The 14,977-nt window shown below is 69.1% G+C and carries 16 protein-coding genes and 1 riboswitch; of the genes, 2 read left to right on the top strand and 14 right to left on the bottom strand.

Translation table 11 applies throughout. From position 1 onward, the window contains the following. Window positions 1–28 precede the first annotated feature (28 nt). Window positions 29–883: a pyridoxal kinase PdxY gene (gene pdxY, locus JNB_RS20025; protein ID WP_009778371.1), complete on the top strand. Its 855-nt coding sequence runs from the start codon at window positions 29–31 to the stop codon at window positions 881–883. A 63-nt stretch (window positions 884–946) separates the two neighbouring features. On the opposite strand, the gene JNB_RS20020 is transcribed toward pdxY, so the two are convergent. The 5 genes from JNB_RS20020 to obgE form a co-directional block, all read right to left on the bottom strand. After that, window positions 947–1,330 carry a hypothetical protein gene (locus JNB_RS20020; RefSeq protein WP_009778370.1) on the bottom strand — a complete coding sequence of 128 codons (384 nt, stop codon included), beginning with the start codon at window positions 1,328–1,330 and terminating at the stop codon, window positions 947–949. Further along, on the bottom strand, window positions 1,327–2,160 hold the full coding sequence (locus tag JNB_RS20015; protein WP_040884015.1) for a CbtA family protein: 834 nt from the start codon (window positions 2,158–2,160) through the stop codon (window positions 1,327–1,329). The genes JNB_RS20020 and JNB_RS20015 overlap by 4 nt, the downstream gene beginning before the upstream one ends. Before the next feature lie 30 nt (window positions 2,161–2,190). Next, window positions 2,191–2,409 carry a CbtB-domain containing protein gene (locus JNB_RS20010; RefSeq protein WP_009778368.1) on the bottom strand — a complete coding sequence of 73 codons (219 nt, stop codon included), beginning with the start codon at window positions 2,407–2,409 and terminating at the stop codon, window positions 2,191–2,193. 27 nt (window positions 2,410–2,436) lie between these two features. After that, a riboswitch (cobalamin riboswitch) is annotated at window positions 2,437–2,624 on the bottom strand. 97 nt (window positions 2,625–2,721) lie between these two features. Beyond that, the gene (proB, locus tag JNB_RS20005) at window positions 2,722–3,849 is read right to left on the bottom strand and encodes a glutamate 5-kinase (protein ID WP_009778367.1); all 1,128 of its coding nucleotides are present in this window, start codon (window positions 3,847–3,849) and stop codon (window positions 2,722–2,724) included. 9 nt (window positions 3,850–3,858) lie between these two features. Beyond that, window positions 3,859–5,391 (bottom strand): GTPase ObgE, encoded by a 1,533-nt coding sequence (gene obgE / locus JNB_RS20000; protein ID WP_009778366.1) that lies wholly within the window; start codon window positions 5,389–5,391, stop codon window positions 3,859–3,861. Window positions 5,392–5,519: 128 nt separating this feature from the next. Here obgE and JNB_RS19995 point away from each other — a divergent pair, with 128 nt between their 5' ends. Beyond that, window positions 5,520–5,945 carry a hypothetical protein gene (locus JNB_RS19995; RefSeq protein WP_148232530.1) on the top strand — a complete coding sequence of 142 codons (426 nt, stop codon included), beginning with the start codon at window positions 5,520–5,522 and terminating at the stop codon, window positions 5,943–5,945. A gap of 80 nt (window positions 5,946–6,025) precedes the next feature. Here JNB_RS19995 and rpmA read toward each other — a convergent pair whose 3' ends face one another. The 9 genes from rpmA to JNB_RS19950 form a co-directional block, all read right to left on the bottom strand. Further along, complete coding sequence (gene rpmA / locus JNB_RS19990) at window positions 6,026–6,298, bottom strand: 50S ribosomal protein L27 (RefSeq protein WP_009778364.1); 273 nt, start codon at window positions 6,296–6,298, stop codon at window positions 6,026–6,028. 36 nt (window positions 6,299–6,334) lie between these two features. Then, entirely contained in the window at window positions 6,335–6,640 is a 306-nt protein-coding gene (rplU, locus tag JNB_RS19985) for a 50S ribosomal protein L21 (RefSeq protein WP_009778363.1), read from the bottom strand. A gap of 132 nt (window positions 6,641–6,772) precedes the next feature. Beyond that, window positions 6,773–9,784, bottom strand: coding sequence for an Rne/Rng family ribonuclease (locus JNB_RS19980; RefSeq protein ID WP_009778362.1), 3,012 nt, complete (start codon window positions 9,782–9,784; stop codon window positions 6,773–6,775). Window positions 9,785–9,960: 176 nt separating this feature from the next. Next, a complete protein-coding gene (locus tag JNB_RS19975; RefSeq protein WP_009778361.1) occupies window positions 9,961–10,710 on the bottom strand; it encodes a TIGR03936 family radical SAM-associated protein in 750 nt (249 codons plus the stop codon). Window positions 10,711–10,778: 68 nt separating this feature from the next. Continuing rightward, a complete protein-coding gene (locus tag JNB_RS19970) occupies window positions 10,779–11,588 on the bottom strand; it encodes a hypothetical protein (RefSeq protein WP_009778360.1) in 810 nt (269 codons plus the stop codon). After that, entirely contained in the window at window positions 11,585–12,556 is a 972-nt protein-coding gene (locus JNB_RS19965; RefSeq protein ID WP_148232529.1) for a hypothetical protein, read from the bottom strand. The genes JNB_RS19970 and JNB_RS19965 overlap by 4 nt, the downstream gene beginning before the upstream one ends. A gap of 179 nt (window positions 12,557–12,735) precedes the next feature. Then, window positions 12,736–13,941, bottom strand: a complete 1,206-nt coding sequence (locus JNB_RS19960) for an endonuclease/exonuclease/phosphatase family protein (protein ID WP_009778358.1) — start codon at window positions 13,939–13,941, stop codon at window positions 12,736–12,738. A gap of 37 nt (window positions 13,942–13,978) precedes the next feature. Continuing rightward, complete coding sequence (locus JNB_RS19955; RefSeq protein ID WP_148232528.1) at window positions 13,979–14,308, bottom strand: hypothetical protein; 330 nt, start codon at window positions 14,306–14,308, stop codon at window positions 13,979–13,981. 84 nt (window positions 14,309–14,392) lie between these two features. After that, a complete protein-coding gene (locus JNB_RS19950; protein WP_009778356.1) occupies window positions 14,393–14,854 on the bottom strand; it encodes a VOC family protein in 462 nt (153 codons plus the stop codon). Window positions 14,855–14,977: the final 123 nt, after the last annotated feature.

Here is a 14,977-nt window from a genome sequence, read left to right as displayed (position 1 = left end):
CGTGAACGCGAGGTGGGAGGATGGCGCAGTGACGACGATCCTCTCCATCCAGTCCTCGGTCGCCTATGGCCACGTCGGCAACAGTGCCGCCGTCTTCCCGCTGCAGCGTCTCGGTGTCGAGGTGTGGCCGGTCAACACGGTGCACTTCAGCAACCACACCGGCTACGGCGCGTGGCGCGGCCCGCTGCTCGCGGCCGACGACGTGCGCGAGGTCATCACCGGCATCCAGGAGCGGGAGGCCATGCCGGCGATCGACGCGGTGCTGTCGGGCTACCAGGGTGGCGAGGAGATCGGTGACGTCATCCTCGACGCCGTCGCCCGGGTCAAGGCGGCCAACCCCCAGGCCATCTATGCGTGCGACCCGGTCATGGGCAACGCGAAGTCGGGCTGCTTCGTCCACCCGGCGATCCCGGTGCTGCTGCGTGAGCGAGTCGTGCCGCAGGCCGACCTCATCACCCCCAACCAGTTCGAGCTCGGCTACCTCACCGAGACCGAGCCCGAGTCACTGGAGGACACGTTCGCGTCCGTGGAGAGGGCGCGCGAGATGGGACCGTCAACGGTCTTGGTGACGTCGGTGCTGCGTCCCGACCGTCCCGAGGGCACGATCGAGATGCTCGCCGTCCACGGTGACGGCGCCTGGATCGTCCAGACGCCCCAGCTCCCGATGAAGGCGAACGGGTCAGGCGACGTGACCGCGGCCCTGTTCACCGCCCACCTGCTCGAGAGCGGGGACGCCGGAGTGGCCCTGGGTCGCACGGTGTCGAGCGTCTTCGACCTGCTGCAGCTCACCCTCGACTCCGGGCAGCGCGAGCTCCAGCTCGTGCAGGCGCAGGAGACGATCGCCCACCCGCGGATGCAGTTCGAGGTCCAGCAGCTCCGCTGACCTGCTCGGATACCGCACCGTAGGTGGGGTGATCACCCCGCCTACGGTGCGGTAGGTCCCGACTCAGAGGGTGACGTAGTCCCGGGACAGGCCGCTCGGCGGGAACGCCAGACGCGCCACCTGGCCCGGCGGGTCGGTCCAGCCGGGCCCACCCTCCTGCACCCACGCGACGAGCGCATCCACCGTCGCGTCATCAAGGACGCCACGAACCCACACGGGCCGACCACCTGCACGCCGGCCGGACGGTGACGGCACCACGACGACGACGTTCGACTGGTCGCACGCCAGCAAGCAGTTGCTCACCGACACCTGCGCCGCACCCGGCGCGCCGTCCTCGAGGCGGGCCAGAAGTCCGTCGTGGTCGACGCCCGGGTGCTTGCGCTCCGTGCCGCAACAGCAGTCGCGGCAGACGCGGATCGTGCAGGTCGTGTCGTTGCGCCGGCTCACGCGTCCACGGGTGAGGAGCCGGCAGCGGCGAGTTCACGCTCGTCCGCTCGGCCTGCCTCACGCTCGGCGACAGCTGCCCGCTCCATGAGCAGTCCGAAGACCGTCCCGAGCGTCACCCACATCGCAGCGAGCTGCGCGAGGGAGGCGACCCGGAAGTCCCAGAGGACAGCGGCCGGGACGTCGTCGGGCACCGCGTCGGGACTTCCCGGCAGCAGCGTGACGACGGCGACGACAGCCACCACCGTGGCGAGCACGTCGAGTGACCACCGGGTGGAGTCCGCGAGCCCACGCCGAGCGAGCGCTCTGTCGAGCACCGGCACAGCGAGGGCGATCGCGACCCCGAGGAGCAGGGACAGCACATAGAGCCAGGTGCGCTGGGTGACCGTCGCCGGGTCGCCGACAGCCGGTGGGTTCGCCGGGATGACGATCGCCGGCAGGAGGGTGATCGCTCCGAAGCCGATGGCTGCAAGGCCGATCGAACGCCAGAAGTCACTGCTGCCGGCGAGGTGGTGACGAGCCTTGGCATAGACGACCGCGAAGATCACACCGAAGGCGATCCCGACGAGGAGCGAGGTGACTGCGCCACCCACGACCTGCTGCGCCCGGGAGACGAGTTCGTCCCCGTGAGCCGGCAGGACGGACGGGATGGTGAACAGGGCCGAGTGGCCGGCGTGGCCACCGGAATCCCCGGATGCACCGCGTTGGTCCTCGATGACGAGGGCCTTGCGGATGACGGGCTCGACGAAGAGCCAGATGACGAATGCTGCGGCCAGACCGGCGGCAGCACCCGCGGCCACGCCTCGGCGCAGCACGGATCCAAAACTGATCACGCGACGTTCTCTTGGGAGATCAGCCGTGGATCAGTGGCACGGCACGCCGAGAGCGTGACGCGCATCGTGAGTGAGCTCGTGCAGCATCTGCGCGTTCGACGCACTGAGCAAAGCGCCGTTCTCCTGCGCGACGAAGTAGAGCGCGAACACCGCGAAGGCGAGCAGCGCCCACGCCCACAGGGGGACGCGGATGCTCGCGAGCGACGGTGCGGGGCGTGCGGGGACAGCAACAACTGAGGAATTGGTCATTTTGGGACCCTTTCGTTCCATGCCTCGTGGACTGATCTGCGCCGCAGCCGGTCTCCTGGCTTCCAGATCACCACGACTCCTCGGCCTTCCCAACAGCGCGGCGTGAACCTGCAACTGTCAGTGGCGAACGACGAAGAGCCACTCCCTGGTCACAGTGGCGAGGACCACGTCGGAATCACACCGACTTCCCGTGCACTGCGGCGTTTGCATCCTGCCACACGGGTCGCCGCTGGCGTCGACCGTGTCTCAGTGCGTGTCCTTGTCGGTCCGTTTCGATCCGTGCGGGCGAGAACCCGTCTGGGAGAACGCAGCTCAGAGCATCACGAGGTCGTCGCGGTGGATGACCTCGCGTTCGTAGGCCGCACCGAGATCACGGGCCAGGTCATGCGTGCTGCGTCCGAGCATGTTCGGGAGCTCGCCCGACGAGTAGTTCACGAGACCGCGCGCGATGGCCCGGCCGTCGGGTGCGCACACGTCGACCGGGTCTCCCCCGGTGAAGGTGCCCTGCACCTCGACGATGCCGGCGGGCAGCAGCGAGGTGCGTCGCTTGGTGAGCGCGGTGACCGCACCCTCGTCGACGATGAGCCGACCACGGGGGGTCGTGGCGTGGGCGATCCAGAGCTGGCGTGAGGCCCGTGAGCGCGCCTGCGGCGCAAAGACGGTGCCGACGTCGTCACCTGCCAGCGCGTGTCCCGCGTCCGCGAGACGCGACAGGATGGTGGGTATGCCGGCCGCTCCAGCGATGCCGGCCGACTCCACCTTCGTGGCCATGCCACCGCTGCCGACCGAGCTGCCCGTGCCGCCGATCTCGACGCCGGCAAGGTCCTCGCCGGACAGGACCGCAGAGATCCGCTGGGACCCTGCCCGTGAGGGCGGACCGTCGTAGAGCGCGTCGACGTCGGTGAGGAGCACGAGGGCGTCCGCACCGACGAGGTGGGACACGAGGGCGGCGAGCCGGTCGTTGTCACCGAAGCGGATCTCGTGCGTGGCGACGGTGTCGTTCTCGTTGACGACGGGGACGATGCCCAAGGAGAGCAGACGGGTCAGGGTGCGCCGGGCATTCGTGTAGTGCGTGCGCCGAGTGACGTCGTCGGCGGTGAGCAGCACCTGGCCCACGGTGAGGTGGTGTTGGGCAAAGGCGCGGGCGTATGCCGCGACCAGGGCTCCCTGCCCCACGCTGGCGGCCGCCTGCTGCGTCGCGAGGTCGCGCGGACGTGCGGTCAGGCCGAGAGGGCCGAGCCCGGCCGCGATGGCCCCGGACGAGACGAGGACGACCTCTCCCCCGCGCTCACGCACGGCTGCGAGATGGCCGACGAGCGCCACGAGGCGCGCTTCGTCGATGGCACCTCCGCCAGGTCCTGTGAGGGAGGAAGAGCCGACCTTGACGACGACGCGGTGCGCGTTGCCGATGGCGGCGCGCAGGACCGCCTCAGTGCCCACGACCTGCGCTCACTCGTCGTCGTCGTCGCGCGCAGTGGCCCAGTGGCCAGCCTTGCGCTCGGCGGCGAGCGTCTCGCGGGCCGCCGTCTGGGCGTCCTTGCGACCGTGGAACTCCTGGCGCTTCTCGCCGCGGCTCTTGCGCTCGTTCTCGCCGAGACGAAGGTCGGTGCCGCGGGGACCGGTGAGGAGCTCGGCGCCGGCAGCCATCGTGGGCTCCCAGTCGAAGACGACGGAGTTGTCCTCGGGCCCGATGACGACCGTCGAGCCGGCCACGGCTCCGGCCTTGTAGAGCTGCTCCTCGACACCGAGACGGCTGAGCCGGTCGGCGAGGTAGCCCACGGCCTCGTCGTTGGAGAAGTCGGTCTGGTGGATCCAGCGGGTCGGGCGATCGCCCTGGACCCGGAAGACCTCACCGTCAGGCGTGTTCTCCTTGCGGACCGTGAAGCCGGTGTCGTCGACGGCCTTGGGGCGCACGATGGCGCGGGGCCGCTCGACCACCAGCGCCTCCATCTCCTTGCGGGCCTCGGTGACGTGGTTCGCGAGCGAGAAGGTCAGCTCCTTGAGCCCGGTGTGGGCGACGGCGCTGACGATGTGCACCTCGAGCCCGCGGGCCTCGAGGTCGGGCTTGACCATCTCGGCCAGGTCGCGGGCATCGGGGACATCGGCCTTGTTGAGGACGACGATGCGGGTGCGCTCGGACAACGGACGACCGCCGAGGCTGTCGTCGGGGACATAGGCCGCGAGCTCGGCCTCGATGACGTCGAGGTCGCTCATCGGGTCGCGGTTGGACTCCAGGGTCGCGCAGTCGACGACGTGCACGAGGACCGAGCAGCGCTCGACGTGGCGGAGGAACTCCAGGCCGAGACCCTTGCCCTCGCTCGCGCCGGGGATGAGACCGGGGACGTCGGCGATCGTGTAGCGCATGCTGCCCGCGGTGACGACACCGAGGTTGGGGATGAGCGTCGTGAACGGGTAGTCGGCGATCTTGGGCTTGGCCGCACTCACGACCGACACGAGCGAGGACTTGCCGGCGCTCGGGAAGCCGATGAGGGCGACGTCGGCGAGGGACTTGAGCTCGAGGACGATCTCGAGGGTTTCGCCGGGCTCACCGAGAAGGGCGAAGCCCGGAGCCACGCGGCGTGCGGACGCGAGCTGCTTGTTGCCCAGTCCCCCACGACCACCCGCAGCAACGACGAACTCGGCGTCGTGCCCCACGAGGTCGGCGAGGATGTCGCCGGCTGCGTTCTTGACGACCGTGCCCTCCGGCACGGGCAGGACGAGGTCGCCTCCGTCGCCACCGTTGCGCTCGTCGCCGCCACCGGGCTTGCCGTTGGGGGCGCGACGGTGCGGGGTGTGGTGGTAGTCGAGCAGGGTCGTCGACTGCGGGTCGACCCGCAGGACGACCGAGCCACCCTTGCCGCCGTTGCCACCGTCGGGTCCGCCGAGGGGCTTGAACTTCTCGCGCTTGACCGAGGCCACGCCGTGCCCACCGTCACCGGCCGCGACGTTCAGGACGACGCGGTCCACGAAGTTGACGGCCATGGGTGAATCCTGCTTCCGAGAGAAAAGGGTTGAACGCTGCGATCAGGGGGCGCCGAGAATGTGTCGACCTTGCAAAGTCTTGGGTGAGTGCCCCAGTCTACGGGCGGTCGCGGCGCACACTGTCATCCATGGTGACGACCCCTCGGGCCCCAGTTCGAACCCGTCTTGGCGCCGTGCTCCTCGCGGCCGCCTGCGCTGCGCTCGTCTGGGGTCTGTTCGGGTCGGCCATCTCGCCCGACCCGGTGGACGACCTGGAGGGCGGCGGCGGGTTCGCGGCCACGTTCACCGTCTTCGCCCCGTTCGTGCTGTTGAGCCTGGCGTGCGCGGTCGTCGTCCTGGTCGCCCTGGCTTCGGGGCGCGGGCGGATCGCGGTTCTCGTGGCCTCCCTGGTGATGCTGGCGTTCGCCATCTACGTCTGGAAGGTCGACTACCTCACGACCTACCTCGTCGACCTGAAGTCGCGAGCCCTCGTCGCTGCCGCCGTCGCGGGGCTGGCTGCCGTGGTGGCGGTCTTTCCGCCTGCGCAGGTCGAGACGCCGACCTCCGTCTCCTGAAACGACACCAGCCCGACAAGCAAAGGCGCCCGTAGGCAGCGTGCTCAGTGCACGGCATACAGGCGCCTGTTGCTGTGGAATCACTCCGCGGCGACGGTCTCCGGGGTGGGAACGATGTTGATGACCTTGCGACGGCGCTTCGTGCCGAACTCCACGTTGCCCGCGACGAGCGCGAACAGCGTGTCGTCGCCGCCACGGCCAACGCCCTCACCGGGGTGGAAGTGCGTGCCGCGCTGACGGACGATGATCTCGCCCGCGTTGACGAGCTGGCCGCCAAAGCGCTTGACGCCGAGTCGCTGGGAGTTGGAGTCGCGACCGTTACGGGTCGAGGCTGCACCCTTCTTGTGTGCCATGTTTCTCTACCTTCGTGAGTCTGTGTGGACGGACGCTCAGGCGTCGATCGAGGTGATCTTGATCTGGGTCAGGTGCTGACGGTGACCCTGACGCTTGCGGTAGCCGGTCTTGTTCTTGTACTTCATGATCACGATCTTGGGACCCTTGGCCGCCTTGACGACCTCGGCCTTCACGGAAACCTTGGCCAGCTTCGAGGCGTCGGAGGTGACGGTCGAGCCGTCCACGACGAGAAGCGGGGTCAGGTCGATGCTGTCGCCGGCACGGCCGACCTTGTCGATCAGCAGGACGTCTCCGACGGAGACCTTTTCCTGCCGACCACCTGCGCGAACAATCGCGTACACAGTGGAGCTCACTTTCGAATCAGGATGCACTCGCTCTGGATGACCGGCTGATAGCTACCCCGTGACGGTGAGTCTTCGTGAGAACACTCATGACGCAGGACATCGGCTCGGTGGGCGCACCGACGGACAAGATTAGCGGTCGTTCTCGCCCTGCTCCAAATCCGCCGTCTTCGGCGGACCTGCGGGGGCGACGACCCGACCACGCTTGCGGCGCGGACGGACGACGGGCTGGTCGATCGGGGCGGGTTCGGCCACGATCGGGCGGACCGCTTCGGTGTCGTCGGCGGAGTCGGGTCGACCGACCTCGGCGATGACGGTGGCGGGCGCAACCTGGGTGGGCTCGGCGGGCTCGGCGGGCTCGGCGGGCTCGGTGTGGCTGGGCTCGCTGGGCTCGCTGACCTCGGAGGACTCGACCACCGGGGTGTGCGTGGGCTGCGTCGACTCGTCGTCCGCAGGACCGGCGAGGTCCGCGACGTCGTCATCCGTGGACTCACCGGACAGCGACTTGATCGCTGCAGCGTGGGCTGCTGCGGCGATCTGAGCAGCCGTGGGGCCACTGCGGACCGGCGGAGCGTCCTCGACAGTGGCGTCCTTGGGCGCGGACGCCTGACCGGAGTCGGCCTTGCCGCGACGGTTGCGGCCGCGGCTGGAGGCGCTGCCGCTCTTGTCGCCGCCCTGGCCACCGACAGCACCGTTGGAGTGACCGTGCTCGTTCGAGGTGCCGGTGCGGTCGACGGGCTCGCTCTGCACGATGATCCCGCGACCCGCGCAGTGCTCGCACTGCTCGGAGAAGACCTCGATGAGGCCAGAACCGACCCGCTTGCGCGTCATCTGGACGAGACCGAGCGAGGTGACCTCGGCGACCTGGTGCTTGGTTCGGTCACGCCCGAGGCACTCGAGGAGTCGACGGACCACGAGGTCGCGGTTGGACTCGAGGACCATGTCGATGAAGTCGATGACGATGATGCCGCCGATGTCACGCAGCCGGAGCTGGCGGACGATCTCCTCAGCAGCCTCGATGTTGTTCTTGGTGACCGTCTCTTCGAGGTTTCCGCCGGAGCCGACGAACTTGCCAGTGTTGACGTCGACAACCGTCATGGCCTCGGTGCGGTCGATGACGAGCGAGCCGCCGGAGGGCAGCCAGACCTTGCGGTCCATCGCCTTGGAGATCTGCTCATCCACACGATGGTGGCTGAACAGGTCCTCCTCGGAGGTCCAGTGGGTGAGGCGCTTGGCGAGGTCCGGAGCAACGTCCTCGACGTAGCCGCTGACCTCGGCCCAGGCCTGGTCACCAGAGACGATGAGCTCGCTGAAGTCCTCGGTGAAGACGTCGCGGATGACGCGGACCGTGAGGTCGGCCTCACCGTGGAGCAGGACGGGGGCACCGCCACTGCCGGCCTTCTTGGAGGACGCTGCGGCGACCTTCTGCTGGATCTTCTCCCAGGCCTTGGTCAGGCGCTCGACGTCGGCGCGCAGCTCCTCCTCGGAGGCACCTTCGGCGGCCGTGCGGACGATGACACCAGCGTGCTCGGGGACGACCTCCTTGAGGATGGCCTTGAGGCGGGCGCGCTCGGTGTCGGGGAGCTTGCGGGAGATGCCCGTCATCGATCCCTCGGGGACGTAGACGAGGTAGCGGCCCGGGAGCGAGATCTGGCTCGTGAGGCGCGCACCCTTGTGACCGATCGGGTCCTTCGTCACCTGGACGAGGACCGTGTCACCGGAGCCCATGGCGTTCTCGATGCGCTTCGCGCGGTTCTGCTCGAGGCCAGCAGCGTCCCAGTTGACCTCACCGGCGTAGAGGACGGCGTTGCGGCCCTTGCCGATGTCGACGAACGCGGCCTCCATGGAGGGCAGGACGTTCTGGACGCGGCCGAGGTAGACGTTGCCGGCCATCGACGCGTTCGTCTCACGCGAGACGTAGTGCTCGACGAGGACGCCGTCCTCGAGGACACCGATCTGGGTCTTGTCACCCTTGCCGCGCACGGTCATGATCCGCTCGACCGACTCACGGCGGGCCAGGAACTCGGCCTCGGTGATGATCGTGCGGCGTCGACCGGCTTCACGGCCCTCACGGCGACGCTGCTTCTTGGCCTCGAGACGCGTCGAACCCTTGACCGCAGTCGGTTCGTCGCTGCGCTCGCGCTCGCGCTCCTTGCGGGGCTCGCGGACCTTGGTCACCGTGCCGGGCGGGTCATCGCCGTCGGCGGACGAGCCGGAGCGGCGACGACGACGGCGACGACGGCTCGTGCCACCGTCACCGTTCTCGTTGTCGGCGCCGTCATCGGCGCGGGCATCCTGGTCGTCCGACTCGTCGCTGTCATCAGAGGATTCGGCGCTGTCGGACGAGGTCGCGTCGTCGGACGCGTTGTCGTCGGAACGCTCATTGCCACCACGGCCACGACGGCCTCGGCCGCCACGACGGCGACGGCGAGCGCCCTCCTGGGGCTCGTCGCCGGAGTCCTCACGGCTGTCGTCGTCACCGGACTGGTCCTCGACGGCCTGGTCGTCCTCGGTCGGCTCGGCCGCTTCGACGGTCTTGGCGGCGCGGCCGCGGCGAGACCTCGTGGGCTTCTCGGCGGGCGCGTCGATCTCGGCCTTGGCGGACTTGTCCCGCGTCGGGGCTGGTGCTTCGGCCTCGGGAGCGGAGTCGATGGTGCCCTCGCTCGGTGCCTGCGCGGGAGCGGTCGCACGACGACGACGCGGCGCGGCGGTGACGTCCGGAGCCTGGAAGAGGATGCCGAACGACGGAACGACCTTGGGGGCCTCGACCTTCTCGGGCTCGGGCTCGACGACGGGCTCCTCGACGAGCGCCTCGTCCTCCTCGACCAGGGGCTCGTCGACGGTGGTGGGCTCCTCGAGGAGGGCCTCCTGCTGAGCGACGGCCTTCTTGGTCGCGCGCTTCCTCGGAGCCGCCTTCTTGGCTGTCTTCTTGGCCGCCTTCTTCTTCGGCGCGGCCTCAGTGGCCTCGTCCGCGGCCGGCTCTGCCGCCGGCTCGCTGCCAGCGTCGGTCGCGGTCTCGGCGATCACCGGAGCCGCCGCCTTCTTGGTCGCGCGGCGACGACGGGGTGCCTTCGCCGGCGCCGACTCTGCGCCGTCGGTCGTGCTGGCGTCGTTCTGGGTGGTGGGTTCGTCCTGGGTAGCCATGGGCTGTGACCCTCTCGGCGCCACGTGGCCGTCAGCCACACCGTCTGGGCGAGAACCCGGACCTGCCGACCCCGTGGGGCTCGTATCGCGATCGTGCCGGGTGAGATTTCCCGACACGGAAGTCGTGTGCTGTTCCCAAGGGTTTCGCGCGGCTGGATCTCCGCTGCGGCAACCGATCAGGAACCGACGGCGTCCTTGTCGGCGGCCAGTGGATCGGCCACCCCGGCAGCTTCGGTGAGCAGTGGGCCCTGGGCCAGTCGGGTCACCAGAGGTGGGACCGGTGGCCTGAGCTCTGTCACTGCGCGCAGTGCGGTCAGGATGTCATCGGGGCGAACGGACGGTGTGGTGTGCCGAACGACCATCTGCAGTATCGCACACGAGCCGTCTTCGCTCTCGGTGGCGACCATGGACACGACGGCGGACCGGACGTCGAAGGTCTTGGCGCCGGTCTTGAACATGCGGGTCACCTCGGCCACCTCGACAGCGAGAAACTGCTCCACGGCATACCCGAGGGTCTCGACGGTGACGCCACGCATCTCGAGCCGCCAGACGCTCGCCTCGAGGCGCTCGGCGAGGCCTCCGGGGCCGGCTTCGACGACCTCGATGATGTCGAGATCGGGGGGCAGCGCCTCGTCGAGGGCGAGTCGCACGGCTTCGGGGTCGACGCGTTCGGTCACCGAGATCTCGAAGTACTCCGCCTCGCTGGCCGTGCCCGTCGGGGCCGCGTTGGCGTAGCTGATCTTGGGGTGCGGGTGGAAGCCGGCCGAGAAGGCCATGGGCACGCCCGAGCGACGCAGGGCGCGTTCGAGGGCCCTCGCGAAGTCACGCGTCGAGGAAAAGCGCAGCCGGCCACGCTTGGCGTAGCGGATGCGGAGCTTCTGGACCGCAAGCGGCGGCGGAGGACCTTCAGGGATGCGACGAGCCATGGTCCGCCCAGCCTATTTCACGGCTGGACAGACCAGATCCACGTGCGTATGCCGTGTGGTCCTGTCGGTCAGTGCCCGCCGGGTGCCGCTGGCCAGGCGTCGGTGAAGTAGTCAGGGACCGAGACGTAGCCACCCTGGGCGGGACCGCCGGGACCGGCGACCTGCAGTGCCTGGGTGACCTCCGACTCCAGCGCCGTCAGGGCACCTTCGCACGTCGTGAGCGCGGTCCATGGATGGCTCCCGGCATCGTCGGTGTCGTGGAACAGGCCGCAGCTGTAGGCGCCCGTCGGCCCCACAGAGGGCGGGTCGCCGGCCGAGGGCGGCGGGCCGACCTGCGCGTAGTGCGTCAGGCTGCCGGCCAGGGTCGACACCGCAGCCGCAACATCGCTGAAGAAGGTCTCGCCGGCTTCCGAGATCGAGGCCGAGGCACCCTTGAGGAGCATGGCTCCGTGGTTGGCGTAGGCGGCACCACTCTGCATCTGGGGCACGACCTCGCGGTAGGCCTTGCCCGCAGGTCCCCTCCAGCTGTCCAGCGCCGGCAGGTTCTTGGAGCTCACGTCGTCGTAGGCGTCCGACGTGTGGCCGTAGGCCGTCGCCCACTTAGTGGACCGCGTGCTCAGGGCGTCAACCCAGGCGGAGTCGTCGACATACTTCTCGGCCCAGGTGACGACCTCGGAGACCTTGTCGCGGTACTCGCCCCACGAGTGACCCGAACCCGGACGGAAGCCGTCGATGTAGTGCACCTGGTCCTTCGCGCAGGTGTGCATGTTGTGGCTGTTGACATAGGCCTGGTACTCGCCGCCGATGCTCGTGACGTAGGTGCTCAGGGTGGACAGGGCGGTCTTCAGCGAGCTGACGGACTGGCTCACGGTGCTCATCGCTGGCTCTCCTTCACGGGCAGGAACTCATGGTCGGTCAGGGCGGTGTCGGACACCTGGGTGACCTCGCCCCCGTTCACGTCGAGGAAGACGAGGTGCGGCTCGCCGTCACGGACCTCGACCACGGCCACGTCGGCTCCGTCGGGCAGCGGCCGGCTCCACTCGGTCTGCGGCTGGGCCTGGGTCTGCGAGTTCGGCTGGAGGGTGGCGGCGCCCGGCTCCTGGGCCCCGCTGCCGGCGACGACGCGCCCGGTGGCCGAGCCGTCGGCAGCCTGCCAGTGGGCGCCAGCCGGTTGGGCACTGGGCCGGGGCCCGCCACCATCGTCGGCGTCCGTGTCGACGTAGGTGATCCGGGGCTCGCCGTCGACCATCGTGACGACGATCCGATCGGCCCGCTCGGGGATGCGCTCCACGTCGCGGCCATCCGTGGCCGAGCCCTCGCCGGGCTTCATCTCGCGAGGCGTCCAGGACACCTCGCCCGTCTTCTCGTCGACGTGGCGGTCGAAGGTGATCTCCGGGTCCTTGGGGTCGGTCGGCATCGGGTTGTCGTTGAGCAGCTGCGCGTAGTGGTCCTTGCCCTTGCCGCCGGACGGCTCGCCACCGTTCTCGCCGGAGCCCGGACCCGTACCCGTACCCGTACCCGGCCCCCGGTCACCGCCCCCACCACCCGCGCCGGCGTGGCTCACGCTCTTGCCCGCGTCATCGTCGTTCTTCTTGGTGCGGCCGATGTTGTGGGTGACGTTGGTCGACGTCGCCCGCAGCCGGCCCTCTCCGAGCTCGATCATGTTCTGGACGGCGAGGTCCGCTTCCGAGTACTTCGTCCCGACGACCGTCTGGAACCCGCCGAAGCTCACGCCGAGAGCGGGAACGGCGCGGTGGGCCTTGCCCAGGGAGTCCGCAGCCGAACCCCACTTGGCGGCATCGGCATCCATGTCAGCCGGAACCACATGGAAGGTCTCGTTCCCCATGACAGCGTCGTCCTCTCGCATGGGTTCGGCGTCCCCCGCCGAACCTCTGCCCTGAGATTAGGGCGTGGCGGCCCGCCTCACCATGGGGAGCACTCCCCGTGGCAGGGCCACGAACACAGGTATTCCGTGGCACCCGTCGGGTGCCACGGCATACCTGAACGCCTGTCCTGCGGGACGGTTCAGCGCAAGGTGACATCCGCCCAGACGAGACGGTGATCGCTCGTCGGGAACGGGAAGACGCCGGTGAGGCGGGACAGCGGGTCGGCCTGGACCGGCCAGAAGACACCGGCGTCACGCACCGCGAACGACTTCGACAGCAGCGTGTAGTCGACACGGAGGTTGCCGGGGGCGCTGTCCGAGAAGTCGGCCGTGTCGAACTTCGGGTCTCCCTTGTGGGTGAGGTTCGCGCCGCCCTGGAGCTGCGACGCCTCGACGGCGCCCTCGGACGTGGCCTGCGGGTCGGTGATCCGTTTGCTCGTCAGGAGCTGGTTGATCGCGGCGCCGTAGGAGTCACCGTCGAGCGGGTCCGCGTTGTAGTCGCCGAGGACGACGAAGCTCGAACTCGGGTTGAGCCCACCGCGAGCGCCCTGGTCGTCGTAGATGTAGCCACCCTTGCCGGGCGTGATGTAGTCCGCCCAGAACCGGATCTCGTCGTGGTTGCGGCGACCGTTGCGGTCCTCGGGACCATCGAAGCTCGGCGGTGTCGGGTGTGCGGCGAGGACGTGGACCGTGCGCTTGCCCACCGTGACCGGGATGTCCCAGTGCGACTTGCTCGAGAGGCGGAAGATGTCCTGCTCCTCCGGCGAGTACCAGTCGGTCGGGAGGACGTTGCCGGGCATGTCCTTCCAGCGGAAGTGCTGGAAGGTGCGGATGCCGTCGGTCTGGATGGGGTACTTGGACAGGACGACCATGCCGTACTGACCCGGGAAGAGTCCGAAGCCGTAGGCGTCGTCGCCGCCGCCGACCGTGCCGTCGTTGTTGAGGTCGAAGCCGCTCGGGACACCGGTGTTGACCGGGGCGGTGTAGGCGTAGGGGTAGTCGACGGCGGCTGCGCCGTTGTGGGCAACGCCGAGGTAGTTGTCGCGGAAGAGGTCGACTGCGGTGCCGCCCTCGACGTAGTCGAACTCGTTGAGCAGGACGACGTCGGGGTTGGCGCGCTGGATGACTTCGGCGACGGCCTTGGCCTGGGCGTTGTCGGGGGTGGACAGGTCGGTGACGATCTGCCCCGCGGTGTTGCGGTTGAGCGAGAGGTTGTAGGTCGCGACGCGCAGGTCCTGACCGTTGCCGGGCTGGGCGGGCGCGCCGGAGGCGGAGCTGGCAGCGGCCAGCGGAGCGATGGCGAGCAGGGCTGCGGCGCCGATGATGACGGCTCGAGCGAAAGACATGGGTGTTCCTTCGTCAGGGATCCAGGGTGCCCTCAACCTAGTCACGGACGAGGGCCGGAGGCCGATCCGAAAGTGAATGCCTCGTGAACCTGTGGGCGGGCGCGCGACGCTGGAGGACGATGTCGGCCACGACGAGGTTGGTCACCAGTCCGAGCCATTGCGCATAGGGCAGCGTCGCAGGAAGAGCGCCTTCGGACGGCCCCCCGACGACCGACTGGATGGCGAGCAGGACCCCCACAAGGACCAGGACTGACACGGGGACCAGCGTCACGGCATACAGACGAATCCGCCAGCGATCACCGCGAGGGCGACGCGCCCGGCCGGCGCAGACGAGCCAGACGGTGAGCAGGAGGGCGAACCAGGGCATGGAGCCAGCCTCGCGACCGGGGCGCGTCACGGGAATCAGGAGCGTCCCCGAGTGAGCCCTGACCGAACCCTCAGTCGCCCCCCCTCAGTCGAGGCAGAACTCGTTGTCCTCGGGGTCCTGCATGACGATGAAGCCCGCCTCCATGGGCGGTTGGGGTTCGATCCGGCGGGTCCGCTGGGCGCCAAGGGCAACGAGGCGCTCGCACTCGGCCTCGAGCGCCGCCATGCGTTCGTCGCCCTGGAGTCCTGGCGCTGCCCGGACGTCGAGGTGCACGCGGTTCTTGGCGGTCTTGTCCTCCGGCACCTGCTGGAAGAAGACCCGAGGCCCGCCCCCCTCGGGGTCCTCGATGGCGGACCGGGAGTTGTGCTGGGACTCGGGTACGCCGAGGTTCGTGAGGAACTCTGCCCATGCCTCGAACGGATCGGCGCCCTCGGGCAGCTCCACGCCGGGTGGGCCAGGGATGAGGTAGCCGAGCGCTTCGGCCCAGAACCGCGACAGTGCGGCTGGGTCGTGGGCATCAAAGGTGACCTGGATGGTGCGGCTCATGCCTTCACAGTGACACCGGGCACCGACACTGATGATGTTTGTTGCCCCGAGGGTCATGACTCTGGCACTGACTGTCGGCCTGCTGGCTTGACCATCAACTGGACCGCCTGACTCTCGGGGTCC

It is taken from the genome of Janibacter sp. HTCC2649 (assembly GCF_000152705.1).
GTDB lineage: Bacteria > Actinomycetota > Actinomycetes > Actinomycetales > Dermatophilaceae > Knoellia.
The sequence above is the reverse complement of the archived record's forward strand: the minus strand, read 5'-3'. Positions and strand labels throughout refer to the sequence as shown.